We start from the raw sequence: 22,407 nt of genomic DNA on the forward strand, positions 1-22,407 counted from the left end.
ACCAACGGGGGTGATTGTTCCTATCGCGCGCGCTCGGCGTAGAGCCGGGGCTTGGGCGTGCTGGCGTAGATTGCGCTCACCATGGGGGCATGGACCCGTTGCACGGTCGTCTCGGTGCTTTCGTTGATGCAGGCTGTGTAGCGTTGATATTCGTCAATGCTGAGCCCGCTGGGCTCGGGCCCGCACACGGTGCGCGCGGCCTGGTGGATTCGCCCAAGCAGGACCCTGGCGCCTTCCTCGTGCGTCAGATCCAGCTCCGAGTAGCGCACGACAACGTGGCGAACGCTGCCGTCGTCGCCGGCGCGATAGGGTGTGTGCGCGCTCGCCGCGCCAGTGCTGAGACCGGCGGCGACAAATGCAATGGCGGTGAACCTCATAGCGTTTCTCCTCTGAACTTACGTGGAGGAGAACCTGCCCAGTCGAACGTCGAGCGGGGAGCGGCTATCGAGACAACCTGCAAGGTCAATCGCGGCTGTTGGGTGTGATTTCGCCGTCTCGGCGAGCTTGTCGAAGACTATTGGCCGGTCCACGTTGCCCGCCACAGGGGAGAACCACCATGAGTACGGCGACGAAGATCGAGAATACTGGCGAACTTCAAAGGATGGCCGAAGTGCTGCGCCGCCAGAAGGCGGCCAACATCGCGGACGGCGCCCCGAGCGCCGAAGTGCGGGTCGGGCGACTGGACCGCGCCATCGGCCTCCTGATCAAGCACGACCAGGCTATCGTTAAGGCCCTGACGCAGGACTTCGGGTCCCGCGCCCCGGCCGTGAGCGGCATCACTGACATCGGCGCCTCGGTCGGGCCCCTGAAGCACGCCAAGGCGAACCTGAAGACCTGGATGAGGCCGGAGAGGCGAAAGACGAGCCCGGCGCTGCTCGGCATGCTCGGCGCAAAGGCGGAGATCCGCTTCCAGCCGAAGGGCGTCGTCGGGATTATCAGCCCCTGGAACTTCCCCGTGAACCTGACCTTCGCCCCGCTTGCCGGTGTGCTGGCGGCGGGCAACCGGGTGATGATCAAACCCTCGGAATATACCCCGGCCACGTCCGACCTGATGGCGAAGATGTTCTCGGAAGCCTTTGGCGAGGAGGAGATCGCGGTCTTTCCGGGTGGACCGGATGTCGGTCAGGCCTTCTCGGAGCTCCCGTTCGACCACCTCGTGTTCACGGGAGCGACTTCGATCGCCCGGCACGTCATGAAGGCCGCGGCGGCGAACCTCGTGCCCGTGACGCTCGAGCTTGGCGGAAAGAGTCCGGTGATCCTTGGCCGCAGCGCCGACTACGCGACGAGCGCGGGCCGCATCATGGCCGGCAAGACGCTCAACGCCGGGCAGATCTGCCTTGCGCCCGACTACGTGCTGGCTCCGCATGACATGGTGGGCGCCTTCGTCAAGGAGGCCACTTCCGCCGTCGCCTCGATGTTTCCGACCATCAAGGACAATCCGGACTACACCTCCGTGATCGCCGAGCGGCACTACGAGCGCATCAAGGGCTATGTGGAGGACGCCCGCGCCAAAGGCGCCGAGATCGTGGAGATCAATCCCGCCGGCGAGGACTTCAGCCAGCAGGAACATCGCAAGATCCCGCCCACCCTGATCATCAATCCCACAGATGACATGAAGGTGATGCAGGAAGAGATCTTCGGTCCGGTGCTGCCGGTGATGACCTACGGCTCGGTCGACGAGGCCATCGGCTACGTCAACGCCCACGACCGGCCCCTCGGCCTCTACTACTTCGGCAATGACGCCGCCGAGGAGGCGAAGGTTCTTTCGAAGACGACCTCCGGCGGGGCGACTGTCAACGACGTGATCTTTCACGTGGCCATGGAGGACCTGCCGTTCGGCGGCGTCGGGCCTTCAGGCATGGGCAGCTATCATGGCGTCGACGGCTTCCGCGAATTCAGCCACCGCAAGTCTATCTATCATCAGCTCAAGAAGGACCTTGGGCCCATGAAGGCGCTTCGTCCGCCATACGGTGAGGGCGTGAAGAAATTCCTCGCCGCCCAGCTGAAGCCGTAGGGACCTTTGGCCTAAAGGTGCGCCTCGGCGGGGATGACGGTCTCGTTGTCCTTGTCCGAGGCCTGTGCGCCCATCGGGCTCCTGTCGCGCAAGGGCAGCCGCGGGACGAAGAGCGTGACCAGCAGAGCGGCCGCCACGACATAGAGACCGAGGGCGAAGACCCCGGTGATGGCGTGGGAAATGATGTCCTTGATGAAGTGTGGCAGCACCGGCGCGGCGCCCGCGTGGGCCGCCCCGCCCATGGCCCTGAGCTTGCCCACGTCCACGCCCGGCATGATCCTGCCAAGGCCGGCGTTGAGATGGGCCGTCAGGAAGGTGCCGAAGATCGCGACTCCCATGGTTGAGCCGATCTGCCGGAAGAACTGACTGGACGAGGTGACCACCCCTAGACGCTCGACAGGCATGGCGTTCTGGATAGCGATGCTGAACAGGCTTTGTCCCGGGCCAAGGCCAATTCCCAGCACCAGCATGCGCCAGGCGAGGTCGAGGCGGGTGGTCTCGGCGTGCATGCGGCTGAGCAACCATATGCCGGCGAAGGTCACGACGATGCCGCCGATCATGAAGGCCTTGTACTTGCCCGTCCGGCTGACCATCCGTCCACAGAGGATCGACGAGGTAAAGAGACCCGCCATCAACGGTAGCTGCGAAAGCCCGCTGGTGGTGGCGGCGACCCCCTGGCCGAGTTGCTGGAAGAGCGGCAGGAACGCCACGGTGCTCATGAACGACATGGAGACCAGGAAGCCTGCCAGGTTGGCGGTCGTGAAGACGCGGTTCTTGAAAAGCTCGAGCGGCAGGATCGGATCCGCCGCGAAGCGTTCTGCGAAGACGTAGAGCACGAGGCCCAGGGCCGAGCCTGCGAAGAGGCCCAGCACCATGGCCGACGTCCAGGGATACTCGTGGCCGCCAAAGGTGAGCGCGAGCAGCAGCGGCACGACCGTGGCGATGATCAGGGCCGCGCCCACAAAGTCGATCCTGCCCTTCGCCTGATGGGACATCTTCGGCATCTTCACGATGATCATGAAGAGCGAGAGCAGCGACAGCGGCAGGTTCAGGTAGAAGACCCAGCGCCAACCGGCCACCAGGTGGCCCGCCAGCGTCACCGTGCCGTGGTCGGTAAAGTAGCCGCCGATCAACGGGCCAAGCGTGCTGGAGAGGCCAAAGACCGCCCCGAACATGCCGCCGATCTTGCCCCGCTCGCGCGGTGGGTAGAGGTCGCCGATGATGGCGAAAGCCGTGGTGAAGAGCGCCCCGCCGCCGATCCCCTGGACGGCTCTGAAGACGATCAGTTGCACCATACCGCTACCGATCAGCGGCAGGTCACCGAACTCTCCGGAGAGGCCTGAGAGCCACGAACCCGCCAGGAAGATGGTGATACCCGCCAGCAGCACCGGCTTGCGGCCGTAGAGGTCACCCAGCTTCCCCCAGATCGGCACCATCACCGTGGACGACAGCAGGTAGGCGGTGGTCACCCAGGAGTAGAGCGCCAAGCCGTTCAGCTCGGCGATGATCCGCGGCATCGCCGTGGCGACGATGGTCTGGTCCAGCGCCGACAACAGGAAGACGATGGCCACGCCCCAGAGCGTGACCCTTTTCTCCAGATCCGTGAATTCAGCCATACGAACGCGAAGCTCCCCCCTTTGTCGTCGGGGGGTGGCTTTAGCCTTATTTGGACGGGGGCGCAGCAGGCCGCGGCGCCGGCGGTGGCGCATTGGGATCCTTCTCGCCAAGACCCACGACTTCGCCGCTCGCCAGCACGTGGCCGGCCATGGCCGTAGTCAGGGCCTCATAGCTGTTGGCGGCGGCATCCGGAACCGTGGTGTCGAGCGCGAAGATCTCGAAATGGTAGTGGTCCTTCGGGCCCGGCGGCGTGCGCGGGCCAGTATAGGGCTTGGCCGCGCCCATGTAGTTTGGGCCGTAGCTGGAGCCGGCCGGCGGTGTTGTCATACCGACATCGAGCTTGGTCACGTGGGCCGGGATGTTGAACATCGTCCAGTGCAGAACCGGCGCGCCGCGCACCAGAAGATCGTTGTCCTGCATGATCAGAACATAGGATTTGGTCCCCGCCGGCCCCTTGGACCAGCTGAGGCCCGGAAAAGTGTTGCTGCGGTACTGGGTGTTCTCGAAGGGGATGTCGCCCCCATCCTTGAAGGCCGGCGTGGTGACGGTGAGCCTGGCCTTGGCGGGCATGAGATCGAGCGCGGTGCGCGCTTCGGGCTGGCCCGGGGTGGCGCGTGCGACCTGGGCGAAGGCAGGCATGGCGGCGAGCCCCAGCAGCGCTGAGAGCGCCACCGCGCGGATTGGCGAATTCATCGGCGAGTTCCTCCCAAAAGCGGTCCCGTTTGAAGCGGGATCCGCTGACCCATTCTTGTTTATGGTTTGGCCTTGTGGCCGACCGCCCAGACGTAGGCCGAGATCGCCGCGAGGTCGTCGGGCGCAAGCTGGGCGCCTCCCATCGGCGGCATCGGGCTGCGATATTGTTTGGGTGCGGGCACGCCTTTGCTGATGACATCGGTGATCTGGGCCAGGCTGCCATCGGTCCAGAGCGGGCTGCCGGTGGTCAGGTTCGGCCCGATGGCCCCGCCCGAAGCGTCCTGGCCGTGGCAGGCCGCGCAAGAACCGCCCGTGAAGAGTCCCATGCCCTTGGCGACCTGCTCGGCCGTGGCGCCGGGGGGCGTGGGCAGGGTGGGAGCCGATGAAGTGCTGGGCGCTTCGGCCACATTGGTGGGCGCCGGCGCAGCGGCGATCGGAGCGCCTGCCGGCCCTTGATAGGTCACCTTCCAGATGCGGCCCTTCACGTCATCGGAGATGTAGAGAGCACCGTCTGGGCCGACCGCCAGGCCGGTGGGCCGGAAGATCGCTTTGCCGGAGGCCTTGTTGGGGCCGGCGAAGCCGTCGGCGAAGACCACGTAGTTCCCGCTGGCCTTGCCGTCCTTCAGCGGCTGGAAGACGACGTTGAAACCGTCCTGCGCGGCCGGCGCACGGTTCCAGGAACCGTGGAAAGCGATAAACGCGCCACCCTGGTAGGCGGCCGGGAAGGCCTTGGCATTGTAGATTTTCAGGTCGTTGGGCGCCCAGTGGGCCGGGAAGGCCGCGACGGGAGCCTGCTTCTGGGCGCAGACGCCCTGGGCCTTGCCGCCGTCGCCGCCGTACTCGGGGGCCAGCACCAGCTTCTTCTGGAAGTTGTCGTAATAGCAGAAGGGCCAGCCGTAATCGCCACCCTGCCTGACCAGCAACAGCTCCTCGGCGGGGAGCTCCGTGGCCACCTTCGCATCCGTGTAGAGTTTGCCCCAGTTCTGAAGCAGTTGGTCGCGCCCATGCTGAGTGGCGTAAAGCCGGCCGGAGGTGTCGAAGGACAGGCCCATGCCGTTGCGGATGCCGGTCGCGTAGCGTTCGGCCGGCGAGAAGGCCTGGTCGACCTTGTCGGCGGAATAGAGCCAGGTCCCACCGCGGGTGGTCAGCTCCGAGCACGGGTCATTGCCTGGAACGCCGGCCACCCGGTTCCTGGGCTGACAGCTGTTGGTCGCCGTCCCCATGTCCACGAACAACTGGCCCTTTGCGTTGATCACGAAGGGATGCATCGGGTGGTCGCCGCCGAGCGGCATGCCCGCCACCACCACCTGTGGCTTGCCGGCGGGGACAACGCCGCCCGCCGGTAATGCGTAGCGGACGATCTTATCGTTCATCTCGGCATAGACGGCGCCCTTGTAGAGCCCGATTCCGGTGCCGCCCTTCGACCCTTCGGCAGGGGTCAGTCCGAAATGGGTGACCTTGTCGGCCTTGCCGTCCTTGTTGGTGTCCTGCAGCGCGATGAGGAACCCGTCGGGGGGCGCGGCGCTGCGCGGGAAGTAGGACGAGCCGTTCCAGCTGTTGGCGTAGACGGCGCCATCGGCGGCGACGGCAAGGTGGCGCGTGTTGCCCAGGTTGTCCGCAAACACCGTCGCGCAGAACCCAGGCGGCAGGGTGATGCCGGTATCGCCGCCGGCGCAGGCGCCCGCCTTGGCCATCGGCGCCTTGGGCTGGGCCTGGACGGCAAGCGTGGCGCCGGCGGCCATCAGCGCCGCAGCCCCCAGGCCGATAGCGACTGGCCGCAGTCTCCAGTTCCGTTCGCCTGCTCCATGGCTCATGCGCTCAACCCCCTGCTCTTTTGTCGTTATGTAGCTCAACTACCTATCGCTTCGCAGTCCGCCCTGAAAGACCCGCCGCGCCGCGGTTCGTTCTATGAAGCGGCGCACCGTCCATCGCCAGTCCTGACGCCCCCCCGCGGGCGCCGCCATTCGTCTTCACCCGCACCGACCGTCCCTTCCAGAAAACTGCCGCTCAGTCAGGCGGCGGCCCGGACCTCGGCCACGATCGCCTCGGCCTTGGCGAAGAGTGCGGGGTCGACCTTCAGGCCGGACGCCGCAGCGTTCTCGTCGAGTTGTTCGGGACGGCTCGCGCCGACGATGGCGGAGGCGACATTAGGTTCTCGCAGCACCCAGGCGAGCGAGAACTGCGAAAGCGAACAGCCCGCCTCCTCGGCGAGGGGCTTGAGCTTCTGGACGGCCTCCAAGACGGCGCGCGACAGCCATGACTGGATCGGCGAACTCATGGAATCGCTGGCGGCGCGGGAGTCCGAAGGCGGCGGTGCGCCTGGACGGTACTTGCCTGACAGCACGCCCTGGGCCAGCGGCGACCAGACGATCTGGGAGACATGGTTGGCGGCAGAGATCGGGATCACCTTTTTTTCAGGCCTACGGAAAAGCAGCGAGTACTGCGGCTGGCTGGAGACGAAGCGCTCGACGCCCGGGATGGCGAAGGCCGCCTCGATCTGGTCCGGCGACCACTCGGAAAAACCGATCCAGCGGGCTTTGCCGGCGCGAACCACCTCGCTCAACGCCTCCATAGTCTCTTCCAGTGGCGTGTTCGGGTCGTAGCGGTGGCACTGGTAGAGATCGACAAAGTCGGTCCTCAGGCGCTTCAGCGACGCGTCCATCTGCTTGAGGATCTGCACGCGCGACAGGCCCTGGTCGGTGTCGCTCATCTGGCCCCAGACCTTGGTCGCCAGGACGTAGCTGTCGCGCGCCCGGGTGCTCAGCATCTCGCCCAGCACGCTCTCAGCCGCCCCGCGGCCATAGACATTGGCGGTATCGATGAAGTTGATGCCGAGGTCGAAGGCCCGATCGAGGCAGGCGCGCGCCGCCTCGGCCTGCACGCCGACCCCGAAGGTCAGCCACGAACCCAGGGAGATTTCGGAAACCTCGAGGTCGCTGGCGCCAAGTTTGCGGTACTTCATGGTTTCAAATTCCAGGATTTCGAATGACGGACGATGCGACAATCTGGCCAGCATAGGCCAGTCAGCGCGCGCGTCGCGGTCAGATCATCGGCCTAAGCGCAAGTCGGCCTGCATCCAGTTGCTCGCGGACCATCGCAAGGGTGTCGCGGACGGCTTGCCCGGTGGTGTCGAGGACGTGCTCGGGCGGCGAGGCGAAGGTCTGAAAGTTGCGCCACATGGTGCGGACGACCTCGGGGTCGGTCATTGCGCCTGGCGCCCGGCGCGCGGCCGCCCGGGCGACGGCCGTCGCTTCATCAGGCATCAGGAGGATGTAGCGAAGGTCCAGGTCGCGCTCGCGGGCTACGGCGAGCCAGGGGTCAAAGAACCAAGGCCCGACGATGCCGTCGACGAGCACTTCGTAGCCGCCTTGCGCATAGGTCGCGGCGGCCTGGGCAAGGGCTTGCATGACCACGATATTCTGGCTCTGCGACTGCGCCAGCCAGGGTTTGACGAACCCCTTGCGGATGTAGGCGAAGAAGTCGTCTGTGTGCAGATGGACGGCGCGCGGCTCGTCAGAACCCTCCGCCAGGAGCCGGGCTATGGTGCTTTTCCCGGCGCCGGGCGGGCCGGAGACGATCACGATGCGACGAGCGGCCATGGCGCCAAGCATAGCCGCCGGCTCCATGGCTTCCTATCGTCAGGCAGGCAGCAGGCGCCGCGCGGCTTGCGCCACTGCGGCTCGGCGGGAGGCCACCAACGGGCCGAGCCGGCGGTTGTAGGCTTCCAGCACCTGCGGTGGCGCAAGCTCCGGTCGGCCGGCGTCGAACGGCGGGTCGGGGGCGTATTCCAGCCCGAGCTGCACCGTCTGGGCGAACTCCTCGCCCGCAATCTCGGCCAGGACTGTGAATGCGAAATCGAGGCCCGCGGTGACGCCGCCGCCGGTGATGATGTTCCCGTCGCGCGCCACTCGGCGGGTGTCGACAATTGCGCCGAAGGGCTCCAGCAGCTCACGCCACGCCCAGTGGCATGCAGCGCGCCGTCCGGTCAGGAAGCCCGCCGCGCCTAGAACCAGTGAGCCGGTGCAAACCGAAGTCAGGTATTTCGCGCCCGATCCCAGCCGACGGATTTCGTGCATGAAGGCCTCGTCTTCGATCGCGTCGGTCGCGCCAAGGCCGCCGGGCACGCAGAGCAGATCGCACCGCTCGATCCTGGCGAGGTCCTGAAGGCCTGCGAACACCAGGCCCTCTGCGGCGATGTCACGGCCACCGATCGAGGCCACGACCACCTGGGCCTGAGGCGCCCGGCTCAGCACCTGGTGCGGGGCCGTGAAGTCGAGATGAGTCACATTCTCAAAGAGAGGAATGACGATCTGGAGCTTGCTGTCGGGCTGGGCCATGGGGGCCTCCGTGATTTGACCGCCACATGATCGGTGGACTAGCGTCTGGCCGAAACGACAATTTTCCCTCGGAACCTGCCATGACCCGCAAGATCGGCATCGTGATCTTCCCGGACTTTCAGATACTCGACGCAGCGGGACCGATTGCGGCCTTGGAAATCGCCGGCCGCATCGCACCGGGCAGCTACTCGCTGGAGGTGCTGGCTGCGGGCGGCGGCGAGGTGAAAAGTTCCTCCGGCGTGCGGATCATGGCCTGCCCGCTCGATGAAGCAGCCTATGACACCTTGCTGGTCGCCGGCGGAAACGGGACGCGGCGACTTGCCGACCTGGCGCCCACGATCGAGTGGCTGCGGCGCCGCGCAGCGGGCGTCCGACGGACCGCCAGCGTCTGTTCCGGCGCCTATCTCCTTGCCGAAGCAGGCTTGCTGGACGGCAGGCGCGCGACAACCCACTGGAGCCGATCGGACGACTTTTCGCGCCGTTTCCCCACGGTGCGGCTCGAGCCCGACAGGATCTTCGTGCGGCAGGACAATGTCTGGACCTCAGCGGGGATCAGCGCAGGGATCGACCTGGCGCTGGCGCTGATCGAGGACGATCTCGGCGGGGAGATCGCGCGCAGGACCGCCCAGCAGCTGGTGGTGCACCAAAGGCGCCCGGGCGGCCAGTCCCAGTTCTCCGCCCTCCTCGACATGGGAGGCGCCCATGGCCGGTTCTCGGCCCTCATGGACTGGATGCGCGAGCGCCTCGCCGAACCGTTAGGCGTCGAACGCCTCGCCGACCAGGCGGCGATGAGCCCGCGCCACTTTGCCCGCGCCTTCACCGCCGAGACCGGAGTCACCCCGGCAAAGGCCGTCGAACGCCTGCGCCTGGAGGCGGCGCGAGTGCGGGTCGAGGCCGGCTATGAGCCGATCGACCGCGTGGCCGAGGCGGCGGGATTCCGTGACCCGGAGCGAATGCGACGCGCCTTCCTGCGCGCATTCGGCCAGCCTCCCCAGGCCCTGCGCCGGGCCGCGCGAGCCTAGCCCTCTTCGGCTGCTCCTCTGGCCGGCGGGCGTTTCCGCCTGCTTCAGGAGGCGGCCGTGTCGCTGGACCCGGCTGACACGGTGGAATCGGAACTCTTGCTCAGGCTGAACGCCGGTTCGGAGGGCTTGGTCGCTCGCGCCTCCGGGGCGGGCGAAGAGGCTTGCGCCGTCAGCCCGTTGGCGGCCGCCGTGGTCACGTCGGCGGTCTTTTCAAGCACCGCCGTCGCCAGGCGGATATTCGAGGCCGGGCTCATGGGCAGGCTAACGAACACAGCCCGCTCGCGCGGTGGGGCCGTCGGAGCGTGAGGGTCGCAACGGTAAAAGATGTGCAGGCCGACCTGGGCGACGCGCAGCATCTGCGGACCCCAGTCCGGCGACACGGCCGTGGTATGGAAGTGGGTGGCGCGGCCGACTTCGGCCAGCACCATGCCGGAGAGCGCGCGCTGGGCCACGTGGCGCGCACGGTCCCAGGCTTCGGCCTCGCGGCCGTGGCGCATCGAGCCGTCACAGGCGAAGCTGAACTGGCAGCCATGGGTCGCGGCGCCCTGGAAAACGACAGCGCAGACGCTCTTCGGGAATGACGGGTTCGCCACCCGGTTCATCACCACCTGAGCAACGGCGGCCTGCCCGCGCGGGCTCTCGCCACGGGCTTCGAAATAGACGGCCGAGGTCAGGCAGTCGAGCTCGCGCGCGCCTTCCAGCGCCGAGGCAGCGCGGCCAGCGGGTATGCGGCTGTCCCCCGGCGTGGGCAAGGTCTCGCCGGCCGAGGGGGCCGCAGGGGTCGGTTGGGCATTAACCAAATCGTGCGCGCGAGCCAAATGGAGGGCGGCTGGATCCATGCGATCGGCTTCGCGCTGCAACATGGATTCCGAGAAGCTGCCGGAAGCTGCTTGCGCGATCCGTTCGGCCCGGAAGTGGTCGGAGGCGAAGTGCACCATGCCGGCCGCCAGGTAAGTTACGCCAAGGCCCAGACCGACGCTGGAACCCATCAAAGCGGCGCTCAACAGCCCGCGCCGATCGGCGCGCGCCTGCGTTCCATATGTCAAAATAAACGTGTCCTACACGGCGAGGGCGAACTGCCCCCCGACATTGTCGCCGCGATCGCCCCTGCTCGTGCTGGCAGTGATCGCTGGCTGGGTCCAACCCCGGACTCGATAGAGGGGCGGACGACGGCAAATGGTGAAGGCTGTATGAACAAATTCAGCGGGACTGGCAAGGATACATTGCGTCGCAGCATGCAAATACAAGCGTCAGGGGAATTATTAACCTTAACGCCAGCCTGGATACGGCGCGCGGACCACGACCTAGCTTTCAACTGTTCCGGGAACCGAGGCGCTGCCGTTTCGTTTGTCTCGCCGACCTTGTTCCCGCTTGGAGAACAACGATGCGCAAGACGCTGAGTTTGCTCGGGGCGCTGGGGACCCTGGCGGGTCTCGCCGCCTGCAACACCACCACCGAACAGAAGGCCGCCGCAGGGGCGGTCGGCGGCGCTGTGGTCGCCGGCCCGGTCGGCGCGGCGGTGGGCGGCGCAGCCGGCGCGGTGGCCGGCCATGTCCAGGAAAACCCCCCGCCCAAGTAGCCTGACCCCTGGCGCCGGGGCCCCGCCCCTCTAGACCGCCGCCTGCTCGGGGCGCGGCGTATCACGCCACATCCGCCAACCCGCCAGCACCGCTCGCGCCAACATGAAGGCGATGGTGGCGACTATGCCGGCGTACATTCCCTGGTCGAAGTTTCGCCGGACGATGGCGAGCGCAGGCGCTGGAATCGTCGAGACGCCCACGTCGAGCCAGTGGCGCGCCTGCAGCACACGCCACAGAATCGCGGCGCCGAAGAGGTGGCGGGCGATCCCGAGCCAGCCGTTCAGCCGCAGCGCGGCGGGCCGGGCCAGGGCGATGAGGTTCGCGCAGATCTCCGCCAGCATGTAGGCCAAGATCCACCACTTGTACTCGGTCCACACCGGCGCCAGATCGACACGCACGAAGTAAGGAAATGTGACCCAGTTGCGAAAGTGGATCACGCCCAGCCACCAGAGGATAAAGATCACGCCCATGCCGATCTCCGTGATCCGGTTGAAGGGCGACGGGCCCCGGCGGTGCGGAGGCGGAAGCCTTGAGGGCCGCCACTTCTGCAGGACGCGCGGCGAGACGTAGCGTTCGACGACCATGGCGGTCAGGGTCACGGCCGTGAAGGCTATGCAGAGCGCCGACCACAGCGAGGGTATGAACCGGTGGAAGTCCTGCGCAGGGCTTTGGGCGGCGATACCCAACACCCACAGCACCAGAAAGACGCCGGCGGTGGCGCCGAGCGTCGCCTTGAGCGCCGCCCACCAGAACGGGAAGATCTCTGGTCCCAGCAGGTACTGGATTTTTCGGTAGCGCCCGGCGACCACCAGGGGGTGGCCGTAGTCAACGAGCATCGCCTCGACTTCGGCCTGGGTGAGCGGACGGCCGAGGCGTTCTTCCTGCTCCTCGCAGCGGGTCATCAGCACGTCGCGCAGCTCGGCCTGGATGTCGCCGGCCTGCCGGGCCGGCAGCTGCCGGCCAACAGCCGCCAAATAGCGTTCGATGAGGTCCATCAGGAGTTTCCTTTCAGGATGTCGGTCACGGAGGCGTTGAGCGAACGCCACTCCTCAGCCAGGCGCGCCAGCACCCCGACACCCTCGTCAGAAAGGCGGTAGAAGCGCTTGTTGCGCTTCTCCTCCTCGCGCCACTCGCTGGTCAGCAGTCCCTGGGTCTCCAGACGCCGAAGCATGGGGTAAAGCGCGCCTTCGTCGATCTCGACGCCGGCCTCCGAGAGCGCCTTGCGAAGGGTGTAGCCGTAGTGCTCACGCCGCAGATGGCCGAGCACCGCCAGGATCAGGGAGCCGCGGCGCAGCTCCAGCCGAAGAGATTCGAAGATATCGGTTTCTGGCATGCTGTGCGCCATATACTGTATGCCACACACTGTCTAGCGCATAGTATGGGAGCAGCCGGTGACCCTGGTCACATCGAGCTGCGCGTCAGCGGCCTATCTCCCTCCGCCGAAAGTCGAAGGAGAACCCTCGTGCGCAATTTCATCCTGGCGATCGCCTGCCTCGCCGGCTCCGCGTTCATGGCGTTCAGCAGCGCCCACGGCCTCTACTGACCAGCGCCCCTGCGCCATCGATCAGGCGTGCTATGCTCCCCCGAAACCTGGGGGATCGAGATGAGACGAATGGTTGCGAGGCTTAGCGGTGCGCTCGCCGCGACGTTGTTGATGGTCAGCATGGCTCAGGCCGCGCCGGCCGCGCCGGCCGCGAAACCTCAGGATCTCTATGCCCAGAACGGGGCGGTGAAGATCCATTACGTCGCCGAGGGCAAGGGGCCGCTCGTCGTGATGATCCACGGGTTCCCGGACTACTGGGCGACCTGGAAACCGCTGATGGCGACACTCTCCGCGGCCGGTTACCGGACGGTGGCGCTCGACAACCGCGGCTACAACCTTTCCGACCAGCCCAAGGGCGAGGCCGCCTACGCCATGGCCAATCTGGTGGGTGACGTGGCGGCCGTCATTGCCGCCGAAAAACAGAAGGACGCGATCGTCATCGGCCATGACTGGGGCGCGGCCATTGCTTGGAACGCCGCGATGAGCCGGCCCGACGTGGTCAACAGGCTGATCATCCTGTCGGTGCCGCACCCGGCCGGGATGGCCCGCGAACTCGCCACAAACAAGGCCCAGCAGGAGGGCTCCAACTACGCGCGCAACTTCCAGAAAGAGGGCTCCGAGAAGATGCTGAGCGCCGAAGGCCTGGCAGGCTGGGTGAAGGATCCCGCAGAAAAGCCCGGCTACGTCGAGGCCTTCAGGCGCTCCGACTTCGCAGCCATGATGAACTACTACCGTGCGAATTATCCGAGGGGGACCGGCGAGGCGGCCGGCCCGCCGCAAGCCTTCCCACCCATCAAGGTCCCGGTGCTGGTGATCCACGGCATGAAGGACACCGCCCTCAACGCCGCCGGGCATAACGGTACGTGGGACCACGTCGCCGCCGACACCACCATCCTGATGATCCCCACCGCCGGCCACTTCGTACAACACGACGCCGAGGCCATGGTCAACCGCACCATCAAGGACTGGCTGGACGAGCGGCGGTAGGCCTCGCAGTTCACCGGATCAAGTCAAGGCGCGAAGCTGGACCTGATCTTCACGCCCCAGTGTCCGTCCTGGCGGGTGACGACGTAAATCGAGTCGAAGCCGCCGATCACGGAGCCGTCCTTGCGGTAGCGTGTGAAGCGGGTGTCGATGTGCACCTTGTCGGGGCCCGCGTGGATCACTTCGCGGCGGTCCCAGGCGGAATGGTCCCACTCGGCCAGCGCGCCGGTGGTGAACCGCTCGGCCTTCATGTCGCCGGCGTTGAGGATGACCAGGCCCTGCGACGCAAGTCGCACGCTTGGGAAGTTGAACGTCGCCTCGAAGGCCGGGATGTCACGGGCGTTGAAGGCCTTCATGAAGGCGTCGAGCACGCCCTGCGCGGCGCGAACAGCTTCGGCATTGAGATGGTCTGCGGCCATGGGATTCTCCGTTGACGTCACCCTAACCACGATGGCGGGATTTTCGAGGGCCGCGCTACTGCCACCTTGCTGTCAGCATCGCGCTGGGACGGGGTGGCTTTCGCAGGCCTGAAAACCTACGTTCGGGGCATGGCCCGTGCTCCCGCCCCGACCGCTTCAGGCGGCGTCGCCGACGTGACGGCGACGTTCGACTATGACGAGAACACCATGCCGATGCTGTGGAAGCCCCACAGGCCGGCCCGGCCCGACAAGTCCGAGGGAGGGCGGAAGTTCAAGCTGGTCAGCGACTACCAGCCGGCCGGCGACCAGCTGACCGCCATCCCGGAGCTGGTGACAGGGGTCAATGCGCGCGAGCATGACCAGGTGCTGCTGGGGGTCACCGGCTCCGGCAAGACGTTCACCATGGCCAAGATCATCGAGGAAACCCAGCGCCCGGCGCTGATCCTCGCGCCGAACAAGACGCTCGCCGCCCAGCTCTACAGCGAATTCAAGAGCTTCTTCCCCGAGAACGCGGTCGAATTCTTCGTCTCGTATTACGACTACTACCAACCGGAAGCCTACGTCCCGCGCACCGACACCTATATCGAGAAGGACAGCTCCATCAACGAGCAGATCGACCGGATGCGCCACTCCGCGACGCGGGCGATCCTCGAGCGGGACGACGTGATCGTGGTTGCCTCGGTTTCCTGCATCTACGGCATCGGCTCGGTCGAGACCTACACGGCCATGACCTTCACGCTGGAGCCCGGCCAGCGGATCGACGAAAAGAAGCTGATGGGCGACCTGGTGGCCCAACAGTACAAGCGCAACGATCAGGCTTTCGAGCGCGGGACCTTCCGCCGGCGCGGCGATACGATCGAGATCTTTCCGGCGCACTACGAGGACCGAGCGTGGCGGATCAGCCTGTTCGGCGATGAGATCGAGGCGATCACCGAGTTCGACCCGCTGACCGGCAAGAAGACCGCCGACCTGAAGGGGGTGAAGATCTACGCCAACAGCCACTACGTGACGCCTCGCCCGACGCTCAACCAAGCGATCACCCACATTAAGGACGAGCTTCGTGAACGGCTCGACTGGTTGGTGGCCAACGGAAAGCTGCTGGAGGCACAGCGGCTGGAACAGCGCACCACCTTCGATCTGGAGATGATCCAGGCCACCGGCTCCTGCGCCGGCATCGAGAACTACAGCCGCTACCTAACCGGCCGCCGCGCCGGCGAGCCGCCGCCGACCTTCTTCGAATATATTCCTGAGAACGGCCTGTTGTTCGTCGATGAAAGCCACCAGACGGTGCCGCAGATCGGCGGCATGTACCGCGGCGACTACCGCCGCAAGTTTACCCTCGCCGAGTACGGATTCCGCCTGCCCAGCGCGATCGACAACCGCCCACTCAAGTTTGAGGAGTGGGACGCAATGCGGCCGGACACCGTGCACGTCTCGGCCACCCCAGGTCCCTGGGAGATTGAACGCACCGGCGGGGTCTTCACCGAGCAGGTGATCCGCCCGACCGGCCTCATCGACCCGCCGGTGGAGATCAAACCCGTGTCGAAGGGTGGCTTCAGCCAGGTCGACGACGTGATCGACCAGGTGCGCCAGGTGGCCGCCCAGGGTTATCGCTCGCTGATCACTGTGCTGACCAAGAAGATGGCCGAGGACCTGAGCGAATACATGCACGAGCAGGGCTTGCGTGTTCGCTACATGCACTCTGACGTCGATACCCTCGAGCGCATCGAGATCATCCGAGACCTGAGGCTTGGCGCCTTCGACGCCCTGGTCGGCATCAACCTGCTGCGCGAGGGCCTGGATATCCCCGAATGCGGCCTGGTCGCGATCCTGGACGCCGACAAGGAAGGCTTCCTGCGTTCCGAAACCAGTTTGATCCAGACCATCGGCCGCGCGGCGCGCAACGTCGACGGCCGGGTGATCCTCTACGCCGATAGCGTCACCGGCTCGATGGAACGGGCCATGGCCGAGACCAAGCGCAGGCGCGAGAAGCAGGAAGAGTACAACGCCCTCCACGGCATCACCCCGGCCAGCATCAAGAGCCGGATCAAGGACATCCTGGCCTCGCCCTACGAAAAGGACCGCGTCACCGTGCCGGTGGGCGTGGCGGAGGAAGCCGGCAAGCCGTTCCTCGGCGACAACTTCAAGGCCACGCTACGCGACCTGGAAGGCCGTATGCGCGCGGCGGCCTCCAACCTGGAGTTCGAGGACGCCGCCCGGCTGCGCGACGAGATCAAGCGCCTGAAGCTGCTGGACCTTGAATTCGCCAACGACGCGCTCACCGCCCCCGGCGAGGCGGTGGATCGCGGCGCGGTGAAGCGGGTGAAGGCCGAGGCGCGGGCGGAAGCCGCCGAGCGCTTTCGCAAAGGGCGGCGTTAGGGCTCTTCCGGCAAAGGCCCTACGCGGTCGGCGGGACGGCCCCATTGGGCGTCAGGTGGTCGATCGCCTGCGGGAGGACCTGCGACAGCTTCGCTGTCAGCTCATCCTGCGGCATGCCGAGTTTGGCGGCGAGCTGGGCGATGGTGTCCGGACCCAGAGCCTGGTGCACCTGATCCTCAGAAATCGGATGATTCTCGCCTGTGCCAATCCAGGACTGCACCGTGCCGCCCAGGCCCTTCGACTGGAACTCTGAAACGACCCCCTGCACGCCGCCGTGCTTCTCGATGAGGTCGCTTACCACCGACGCCATCCCGGCGCCGATCACCCCGCCGAGCACTCCGTCGAACAATCCCATGGGACCTCGCCTCCTGTGACTTGCGCGGCTAGCGTCATACCTCGCAGGCTGTTCTGCCGCCAGCGCGGTAGGGCGCGCGGAGATGATCCCAAGTGACCGGGGTCACCGATGTTAACCCCAAGGTGTGGCTTTCTTGCTTCACCAGCCAGTTAAGCGGCGCCGTTCATGCAGCGGAGGGGAACCCGTGACGTCTCTTGTACGTAACCGAGACAGCGTCAGGGGCCCGATGCCACCGGTTAGGGGATCATTGTGATCCTCCCGGAACGTCGCGAACCTGGGTTGGGGAAATGAGGACTTACCGCATGAGCCCGTCTCTGAGCGTTGTGGCCGACAACGACCGCCACTCACCGAAACAAGAAACCGTTGCCGAACGCGTGCGCCGCCTCCAGATGGAGGCTAAGCAGCTCGCCAAGGACCACGTTCGCACCCTGTCAGCGGCAATCTTGCACGCCGAGCAGATCGCGGCCGAGATCGCGGAAGGCGGCGACGCCTACCCGCCCGGCATCCGCGACCTTGCTCGCCGGTTCGTGGAAGATGCCGATGCCCGCGTCCAGACCCTGGAAGCCATCTCCGGCCGACAGTAGGCGTGCTTAGCGCAGCCGGTTCGTCCCGATCGGGGGCGTTCCGGCTGGCGGCCCCTGGAGCGTACCGGCCATCTGGTCGCTTGGGAGCGCGTCGATCCCTGCACCGTCGAGCAATGCTACGGGGCGGGATTCGCGGCTAACCGTATTGTTCAAAATTCCGATCGCGGTCCGCGCACACGTAGCGGCTAACCCACCAAGTCCCGGAACTCGTGGCTGCGCTTGAGCCAGGCCGCGGCGTACCCGCAGATGGGCGTGATCCGCAGGTTCCGAGCGCGAACGTCGGCGGCAAGCGCCGCCATCAGACGCCCGGCGGCGCCCGTGCCGCGCAACGGAAGCGGGCTCTCCACGTGGTCGATGACGAGTCGCTCGCCGGCACGGCGATAATCGGCCCAGGACGTCAGGCCCTGCTCGTCCATTTCGTAGCGGGCGCCGGTGTCGCGAAGCTCGGGCATAACTCTCTTCTCCTGGCGCTGGATGGGCGGATCGTTCGCGTCTAGCGTTGCAAACTGGGCATTGGGCCGGGAGGTTCAAGATGAAACATGCGATCGGGATTTCCGTTGTGGCGCTGCTGGCTTTGACGGCTTGCCAGAAGAAAGCCGAGACGACGAGCGTGACCAAGCCGACCGCCGAGGCGAGCGCGCCCACATCGGCCGGCCCGCTGACACCCCCGGCCCGCAAGCCGGGGCTCTGGGCCCAGACGGTCTCGACGGCCCAGATGCAGCAGTCGACAAAGCTGTGCCTCGACGCGGCGACCGAACGACAGATGGCTTGGTGGGGTTCGCAGGCCGCCAAGTCGAATTGCGCCGAGCAGAAGATCAGCCGACAAGCGGGCGGCAGCTGGGCGTTCCATTCGGTCTGCGCCTCACCTTCAAGCGGCACGACCACCTCGGACGGGACGGCGCGCGGCGACTTCGGTTCGCACTACAAGGTCGAGGCGACCTCAGTGACCACGGGCGGTCCGATGCCGCAGGCCAACGGGACGCACAAGATCGCCATCGAAGCCACCTGGGAGGGGCCCTGCCCGAGTGGCATGAAGCCCGGCGACATGGAGATGCCCGGCGGCATGCGGATCAACGTGAACGACGCCATGTCCGGCAAGGGCCCGAGCGGCATGCCTCAGGGTCACGTGCCAAGCGCCGCCGAGATCGCCAAACTTCGCGCGCAAGCAAAGGCGGTGGAGGCCGCTACGCACCAGGCCCAGTAATAGCCTGGGGCGCGTCAGCGCTTACGCCAGCTCCACCGCCATCGCCGTGGCTTCGCCGCCGCCGATGCAGAGCGAAGCCACGCCGCGCTTGCCCCCCCGTGCTTTCAGAGCGCTCAGCAGAGTGGCAAGGATCCTGGCGCCCGAGGCGCCGATGGGGTGGCCGAGTGCGCAGGCCCCGCCGTTGACGTTCAGCCTGGCGCGGTCGAGGCCCAGGTCCCGCTCGGCGATCATTGCGACCACAGCGAAGGCCTCGTTGACCTCGAAGAGGTCGACGTCGGCCACGCTCCAGCCGGCGCGCCTCAGGCATTTCTGGATCGCCGGCACAGGCGCGGTGGTGAAGAGACCGGGCTCGTGAGCGTGGGCGGCGTGACCCGCGACGCGGGCGACGATGGTCATGCCGAGTCTCTTCGCGACAGACTCCCGCGTCATCACCAAGGCCGCGGCGCCGTCGCTGATCGAAGACGCGTTGGCCGCGGTGATGGTCCCGTCCTTGGCGAAGGCGGGCTTGAGCGTCGGGATCTTGGCTGGGTCGGCCTTGGACGGCTGCTCGTCATCTTCGATCAGGATGGCGCCCTTGCGGGTGACCACCTCGAAGGGGACGATCTCGCGCCGGAATGCGCCGCTCTCGGTAGCGGCCTTGGCGCGGGTCAGCGAGCCGATCGCGAACTCGTCCATGGCCTCGCGGGTGAACTGGTACTGTCGGGCGGTCTCCTCGGCGAAGGAGCCCATCAGCCGCCCGGGCTCATAGGCGTCCTCCAGACCGTCCAGGTACATGTGGTCGTAGAGGGTGTCGTGACCGATGCGCGCGCCGCTGCGGTGCTGCTTGGAAAGGTAGGGCGCGTTGGTCATGCTCTCCATGCCGCCCGCCACGACGACGTCGACGGAGCCGGCGGCCAGCGCATCATGCGCCATGATCGCGGCCTGCATGCCCGAGCCGCACATCTTGTTGACGGTGGTCGCCTCGACAGAGGTCGGCAGGCCGGCCCCGATCGCCGCTTGCCGCGCCGGGGCCTGGCCAAGGCCTGCCGGAAGAACGCAGCCCATGACGATCTGCTCGACGGCGCCGGGCTGGACGCCCGCGCGCTCGACTGCGGCCCGAACCGCGGCCGCCCCCAGTTCGGTGGCCTTCACAGGCGCAAAGACGCCCTGGAAGCCGCCCATGGGCGTGCGGGCGTAGCCGGCGATGACAACGGGGTCGGAGGCGGGGCTGCTCATGGAGCGGATATAAGCGCTCCCCTCCCTTTTCGTCATCCCGCCGCTAGCCGTGTTTGTGGTTCAACCCCTTCAGGGTCTCGGCCAAGCGTGCTTCCTTGCCGATCCTGCCGCCTCGCTTGGCCGCGGCGTGCAGCTTTTCGGCGGGAATCTTCTCGTCCTTGGGCACATGCAAGGCCTCATGCAGGGCGCCCTTCTTCTTGGTTGCGCCGGCGATCCACTTCTTCGTGCTGGCCATAGGGTGTCTCCTTTGCGGGGAGAACGACCGAGCGTCTTAGAGGTTCGCTCGCGCAGTGCCGGCGATGAAGCCGCCCCCGAGGACGCGGGACTGGGCTTCCGGGGCGTAAAGTGCGCAGGCTTGTCCAGGCGCGACGCCCTCCTCCGGCGCGTCGAAGACCACGCCGGGGTGGCCATCCACGAGAGTGAGGCGTCCGGGGGCCGGTTCGCGGGTCGAACGAACGCGGGCGAGCACGCGACGTGCGACGCCGCAGGCGGCCTCGATGGACGTTCCCTCACCGATCCAGTTGGTTTCTTTCAGGCTCAGGGCGTGCGTGAGCAGCGCCTCGCGCGGGCCGACGATCACCTGACGCGCGTCGGCGTCTATGCGGACGACAAATAGCGGGTCGCCGACGGCCACGTTCAGGCCGCGACGCTGACCGATGGTGTAGCGGGTGACGCCCTCGTGGCGGCCAAGCGTACGGCCATCGAGATGCACGATGTCGCCGGGCTCGGCGCCATGAGGGCGCAGCCGGTCGATGACCGTGGTGTAGCGGCCTTCAGGCACGAAGCAGATGTCCTGGCTGTCCGGCTTTTCGGCAACCGCCAGACCCAATTCGGCGGCGGCGGCGCGGACGGCCGGCTTCGGCAGACCGCCCAGTGGGAAGCGCAGGTATTCGAGCTGTTCTGCGGTTGTGGCGAACAGGAAGTAGGATTGGTCGCGAGCCGGATCGACGGCGCGGTGCAGCTCCGGCCCCACAGGACCGACCTCACGGCGCACGTAGTGGCCGGTCGCCATCGCCTCAGCCCCGAGATCGCGGGCGACGTCGAGCAGATCGCGGAACTTCACAGTCTGGTTGCAACGCACGCAAGGGATCGGCGTCTCGCCGCGCAGGTAGGCGTCGGCGAACTCCTCGATGACTTCGACCCTGAACCGGCTCTCATAGTCGAGGACGTAGTGCGCGATCCCCAGGCTCTCGGCCGCGGTCCGCGCGTCATGGATGTCTTGGCCAGCGCAGCACGCGCCTTTTTTCTGGATCGCGGCGCCGTGGTCATAGAGCTGCAGGGTGACGCCGACCACGTCGTAGCCCGCCTTGGCCAGCAAGGCTGCCGTGACGGTCGAGTCCACCCCGCCGGACATGGCCGCGACGATGCGGGTCCCGGCAGGCAGGCGCACGGCCTCACGCGCGGCGGCGATCAGGCCGTCGCTAAGGGTTCCAGCGGAGAGAACGGGGGCGTTCATGGCGCCCATATAGCGTTCCCGCCCCCTTGTGGGGAGTGTGTGGAGACAGAACGCCGCGCGGTTACCTGAGCAAGTTCAGGAGCGATGAGCCTTGCATGACCTGCAACACCTGGGCTGTCGCCTGGACCGAGAGCTGAGCGTTGGAGAGGTCCGTGGCGGCCTTGGCCATGTCGGCATCGGTGATCCCGCCGATCATTCCGGTGAGCGTGGTCTTCTGGCTGACCAGGTTCGTAGCCACCTGGTCGACCTGGTTCTGGAGGATACCGTTCTGCGCCGTGGCGGTGGTCAAGTCCTGGCCGATCTGGTCCCAGCCGGCGAGCTGGTTTTGAAGGAAGGTGCGCTGGGACGCAGTGAGCTGGCCGCTAAGCGGCCCCGACCCGCCGGTGTCGAACGCCTGTAACGCCTGGAACGAGGTCAGCATGTTGGTTCCCAGGTCGCTGGCCAGCTGACCGGTGGTGACGGTGGTGGAGTCGTCGAGCTTGGCCTGGACCTTGAAGCTGTCGTTCTGGAAGAAGCTCGAGATTGGCGGGCCAGACGTAAGATCGCTGAGTGTGGTTGCCGAGACGGGCTTGGTGGCGACCTGGCCGCCCGCGAAAAGGTACTTGCCGTCGTATTGGGCGTTGAGGTTGGTGACCGCGCTCTGGAACTGGCCCTGGACCGTCTGCATCAAAGCGTCGGCGTTGTCGTTTGCCAGGGCCTCGGTGATCGCCTGGCGAACTGCGGTTGCGGCATCGGCGGTGGCGCTCAATGCGCCGTCCTGGGTAGTCAGCTTGGCGGCGATCTGGGTGTTCGCGGACTGGTAATTGGTGATCCGGGCGTCCACCGACTTCATCGCGGTGAGGGTCTCGACCTGCGGGGCGTAATCCTTCAGGGAGTCGCCGTTCTTCTGCGAGGAGACGCGGTTCTCCGCGTCTGTCTGACGGTTCTCGGCCGCCATCAGGTTCGCAAGGATGGCTGAGTAATTTCCGGCGGTTGAAACGCGATCGATCATGGTCCGATCTCTCA

The 22,407-nt window shown here is 66.5% G+C and carries 25 protein-coding genes; 8 read left to right on the forward strand and 17 right to left on the reverse strand.

From position 1 onward, the window contains the following. Positions 1 to 20 precede the first annotated feature (20 nt). Positions 21 to 377 (reverse strand): UrcA family protein, encoded by a 357-nt coding sequence (locus VGI62_RS21155; protein ID WP_331506561.1) that lies wholly within the window; start codon positions 375 to 377, stop codon positions 21 to 23. Positions 378 to 556: 179 nt separating this feature from the next. Here VGI62_RS21155 and VGI62_RS21160 point away from each other — a divergent pair, with 179 nt between their 5' ends. Beyond that, positions 557 to 2,014, forward strand: a complete 1,458-nt coding sequence (locus VGI62_RS21160; RefSeq protein ID WP_331506562.1) for a coniferyl aldehyde dehydrogenase — start codon at positions 557 to 559, stop codon at positions 2,012 to 2,014. Between the two features lie 11 nt (positions 2,015 to 2,025). Here the strand turns inward: VGI62_RS21160 and VGI62_RS21165 are convergent, their stop codons facing one another. From VGI62_RS21165 to VGI62_RS21190, 6 genes are all read right to left on the reverse strand, one after another. After that, entirely contained in the window at positions 2,026 to 3,630 is a 1,605-nt protein-coding gene (locus tag VGI62_RS21165; protein ID WP_331506563.1) for an MDR family MFS transporter, read from the reverse strand. Between the two features lie 46 nt (positions 3,631 to 3,676). Beyond that, positions 3,677 to 4,324, reverse strand: coding sequence for a YbhB/YbcL family Raf kinase inhibitor-like protein (locus tag VGI62_RS21170; protein WP_331506564.1), 648 nt, complete (start codon positions 4,322 to 4,324; stop codon positions 3,677 to 3,679). Between the two features lie 59 nt (positions 4,325 to 4,383). Beyond that, positions 4,384 to 6,138, reverse strand: coding sequence for a c-type cytochrome (locus VGI62_RS21175; protein ID WP_331506565.1), 1,755 nt, complete (start codon positions 6,136 to 6,138; stop codon positions 4,384 to 4,386). Between the two features lie 197 nt (positions 6,139 to 6,335). Then, positions 6,336 to 7,286 carry an aldo/keto reductase family protein gene (locus tag VGI62_RS21180; protein WP_331506566.1) on the reverse strand — a complete coding sequence of 317 codons (951 nt, stop codon included), beginning with the start codon at positions 7,284 to 7,286 and terminating at the stop codon, positions 6,336 to 6,338. A gap of 79 nt (positions 7,287 to 7,365) precedes the next feature. Then, entirely contained in the window at positions 7,366 to 7,950 is a 585-nt protein-coding gene (locus VGI62_RS21185) for an AAA family ATPase (RefSeq protein ID WP_331506567.1), read from the reverse strand. 12 nt (positions 7,951 to 7,962) lie between these two features. Next, positions 7,963 to 8,661: a DJ-1/PfpI family protein gene (locus VGI62_RS21190; RefSeq protein WP_331506568.1), complete on the reverse strand. Its 699-nt coding sequence runs from the start codon at positions 8,659 to 8,661 to the stop codon at positions 7,963 to 7,965. 80 nt (positions 8,662 to 8,741) lie between these two features. On the opposite strand from VGI62_RS21190, the gene VGI62_RS21195 reads away from it, so the two are divergent. Next, complete coding sequence (locus VGI62_RS21195) at positions 8,742 to 9,683, forward strand: GlxA family transcriptional regulator (RefSeq protein ID WP_331506569.1); 942 nt, start codon at positions 8,742 to 8,744, stop codon at positions 9,681 to 9,683. A gap of 44 nt (positions 9,684 to 9,727) precedes the next feature. Here the strand turns inward: VGI62_RS21195 and VGI62_RS21200 are convergent, their stop codons facing one another. Then, positions 9,728 to 10,672, reverse strand: coding sequence for a cell wall hydrolase (locus tag VGI62_RS21200; RefSeq protein WP_331506570.1), 945 nt, complete (start codon positions 10,670 to 10,672; stop codon positions 9,728 to 9,730). A 395-nt stretch (positions 10,673 to 11,067) separates the two neighbouring features. Between VGI62_RS21200 and VGI62_RS21205 the strand changes: the two genes are divergently transcribed. Next, a complete protein-coding gene (locus tag VGI62_RS21205) occupies positions 11,068 to 11,262 on the forward strand; it encodes a hypothetical protein (protein WP_331506571.1) in 195 nt (64 codons plus the stop codon). A 30-nt stretch (positions 11,263 to 11,292) separates the two neighbouring features. On the opposite strand, the gene VGI62_RS21210 is transcribed toward VGI62_RS21205, so the two are convergent. Together VGI62_RS21210 and VGI62_RS21215 are read right to left on the reverse strand one after the other, a co-directional pair. Continuing rightward, entirely contained in the window at positions 11,293 to 12,258 is a 966-nt protein-coding gene (locus VGI62_RS21210; protein ID WP_331506572.1) for a hypothetical protein, read from the reverse strand. Next, on the reverse strand, positions 12,258 to 12,596 hold the full coding sequence (locus VGI62_RS21215) for a PadR family transcriptional regulator (RefSeq protein ID WP_331506573.1): 339 nt from the start codon (positions 12,594 to 12,596) through the stop codon (positions 12,258 to 12,260). The genes VGI62_RS21210 and VGI62_RS21215 overlap by 1 nt, the downstream gene beginning before the upstream one ends. A 45-nt stretch (positions 12,597 to 12,641) precedes the next feature. Between VGI62_RS21215 and VGI62_RS21220 the strand changes: the two genes are divergently transcribed. Both VGI62_RS21220 and VGI62_RS21225 read left to right on the forward strand, forming a co-directional pair. Continuing rightward, positions 12,642 to 12,806, forward strand: coding sequence for a hypothetical protein (locus tag VGI62_RS21220; protein ID WP_331506574.1), 165 nt, complete (start codon positions 12,642 to 12,644; stop codon positions 12,804 to 12,806). Between the two features lie 60 nt (positions 12,807 to 12,866). Continuing rightward, positions 12,867 to 13,793 (forward strand): alpha/beta hydrolase, encoded by a 927-nt coding sequence (locus tag VGI62_RS21225; RefSeq protein WP_331506575.1) that lies wholly within the window; start codon positions 12,867 to 12,869, stop codon positions 13,791 to 13,793. Positions 13,794 to 13,816: 23 nt separating this feature from the next. Here VGI62_RS21225 and VGI62_RS21230 read toward each other — a convergent pair whose 3' ends face one another. Further along, positions 13,817 to 14,209, reverse strand: a complete 393-nt coding sequence (locus VGI62_RS21230; RefSeq protein WP_331506576.1) for a hypothetical protein — start codon at positions 14,207 to 14,209, stop codon at positions 13,817 to 13,819. 129 nt (positions 14,210 to 14,338) lie between these two features. On the opposite strand from VGI62_RS21230, the gene uvrB reads away from it, so the two are divergent. Continuing rightward, the gene (uvrB, locus tag VGI62_RS21235) at positions 14,339 to 16,588 is read left to right on the forward strand and encodes an excinuclease ABC subunit UvrB (RefSeq protein WP_331506590.1); all 2,250 of its coding nucleotides are present in this window, start codon (positions 14,339 to 14,341) and stop codon (positions 16,586 to 16,588) included. Between the two features lie 19 nt (positions 16,589 to 16,607). Here uvrB and VGI62_RS21240 read toward each other — a convergent pair whose 3' ends face one another. After that, positions 16,608 to 16,943 (reverse strand): YidB family protein, encoded by a 336-nt coding sequence (locus VGI62_RS21240; protein WP_331506577.1) that lies wholly within the window; start codon positions 16,941 to 16,943, stop codon positions 16,608 to 16,610. A gap of 302 nt (positions 16,944 to 17,245) precedes the next feature. On the opposite strand from VGI62_RS21240, the gene VGI62_RS21245 reads away from it, so the two are divergent. Continuing rightward, the gene (locus VGI62_RS21245) at positions 17,246 to 17,527 is read left to right on the forward strand and encodes a hypothetical protein (RefSeq protein WP_331506578.1); all 282 of its coding nucleotides are present in this window, start codon (positions 17,246 to 17,248) and stop codon (positions 17,525 to 17,527) included. Between the two features lie 185 nt (positions 17,528 to 17,712). Here the strand turns inward: VGI62_RS21245 and VGI62_RS21250 are convergent, their stop codons facing one another. Further along, complete coding sequence (locus VGI62_RS21250; RefSeq protein ID WP_331506579.1) at positions 17,713 to 17,979, reverse strand: GNAT family N-acetyltransferase; 267 nt, start codon at positions 17,977 to 17,979, stop codon at positions 17,713 to 17,715. Positions 17,980 to 18,059: 80 nt separating this feature from the next. On the opposite strand from VGI62_RS21250, the gene VGI62_RS21255 reads away from it, so the two are divergent. Beyond that, the gene (locus tag VGI62_RS21255) at positions 18,060 to 18,731 is read left to right on the forward strand and encodes a DUF3617 domain-containing protein (protein ID WP_331506580.1); all 672 of its coding nucleotides are present in this window, start codon (positions 18,060 to 18,062) and stop codon (positions 18,729 to 18,731) included. Positions 18,732 to 18,752: 21 nt separating this feature from the next. Here the strand turns inward: VGI62_RS21255 and VGI62_RS21260 are convergent, their stop codons facing one another. The 4 genes from VGI62_RS21260 to VGI62_RS21275 form a co-directional block, all read right to left on the reverse strand. Further along, on the reverse strand, positions 18,753 to 19,946 hold the full coding sequence (locus tag VGI62_RS21260; protein WP_331506581.1) for an acetyl-CoA C-acyltransferase: 1,194 nt from the start codon (positions 19,944 to 19,946) through the stop codon (positions 18,753 to 18,755). Between the two features lie 43 nt (positions 19,947 to 19,989). Further along, positions 19,990 to 20,181, reverse strand: coding sequence for a hypothetical protein (locus VGI62_RS21265; protein ID WP_331506582.1), 192 nt, complete (start codon positions 20,179 to 20,181; stop codon positions 19,990 to 19,992). Between the two features lie 36 nt (positions 20,182 to 20,217). Beyond that, positions 20,218 to 21,402, reverse strand: coding sequence for a tRNA 2-thiouridine(34) synthase MnmA (gene mnmA / locus VGI62_RS21270; protein ID WP_331506583.1), 1,185 nt, complete (start codon positions 21,400 to 21,402; stop codon positions 20,218 to 20,220). A gap of 61 nt (positions 21,403 to 21,463) precedes the next feature. Beyond that, a complete protein-coding gene (locus VGI62_RS21275) occupies positions 21,464 to 22,393 on the reverse strand; it encodes a flagellin (RefSeq protein WP_331506584.1) in 930 nt (309 codons plus the stop codon). Positions 22,394 to 22,407 lie beyond the last annotated feature (14 nt).

The organism is Phenylobacterium sp. (genome assembly GCF_036495085.1).
Taxonomy (GTDB): Bacteria; Pseudomonadota; Alphaproteobacteria; order Caulobacterales; family Caulobacteraceae; genus Phenylobacterium.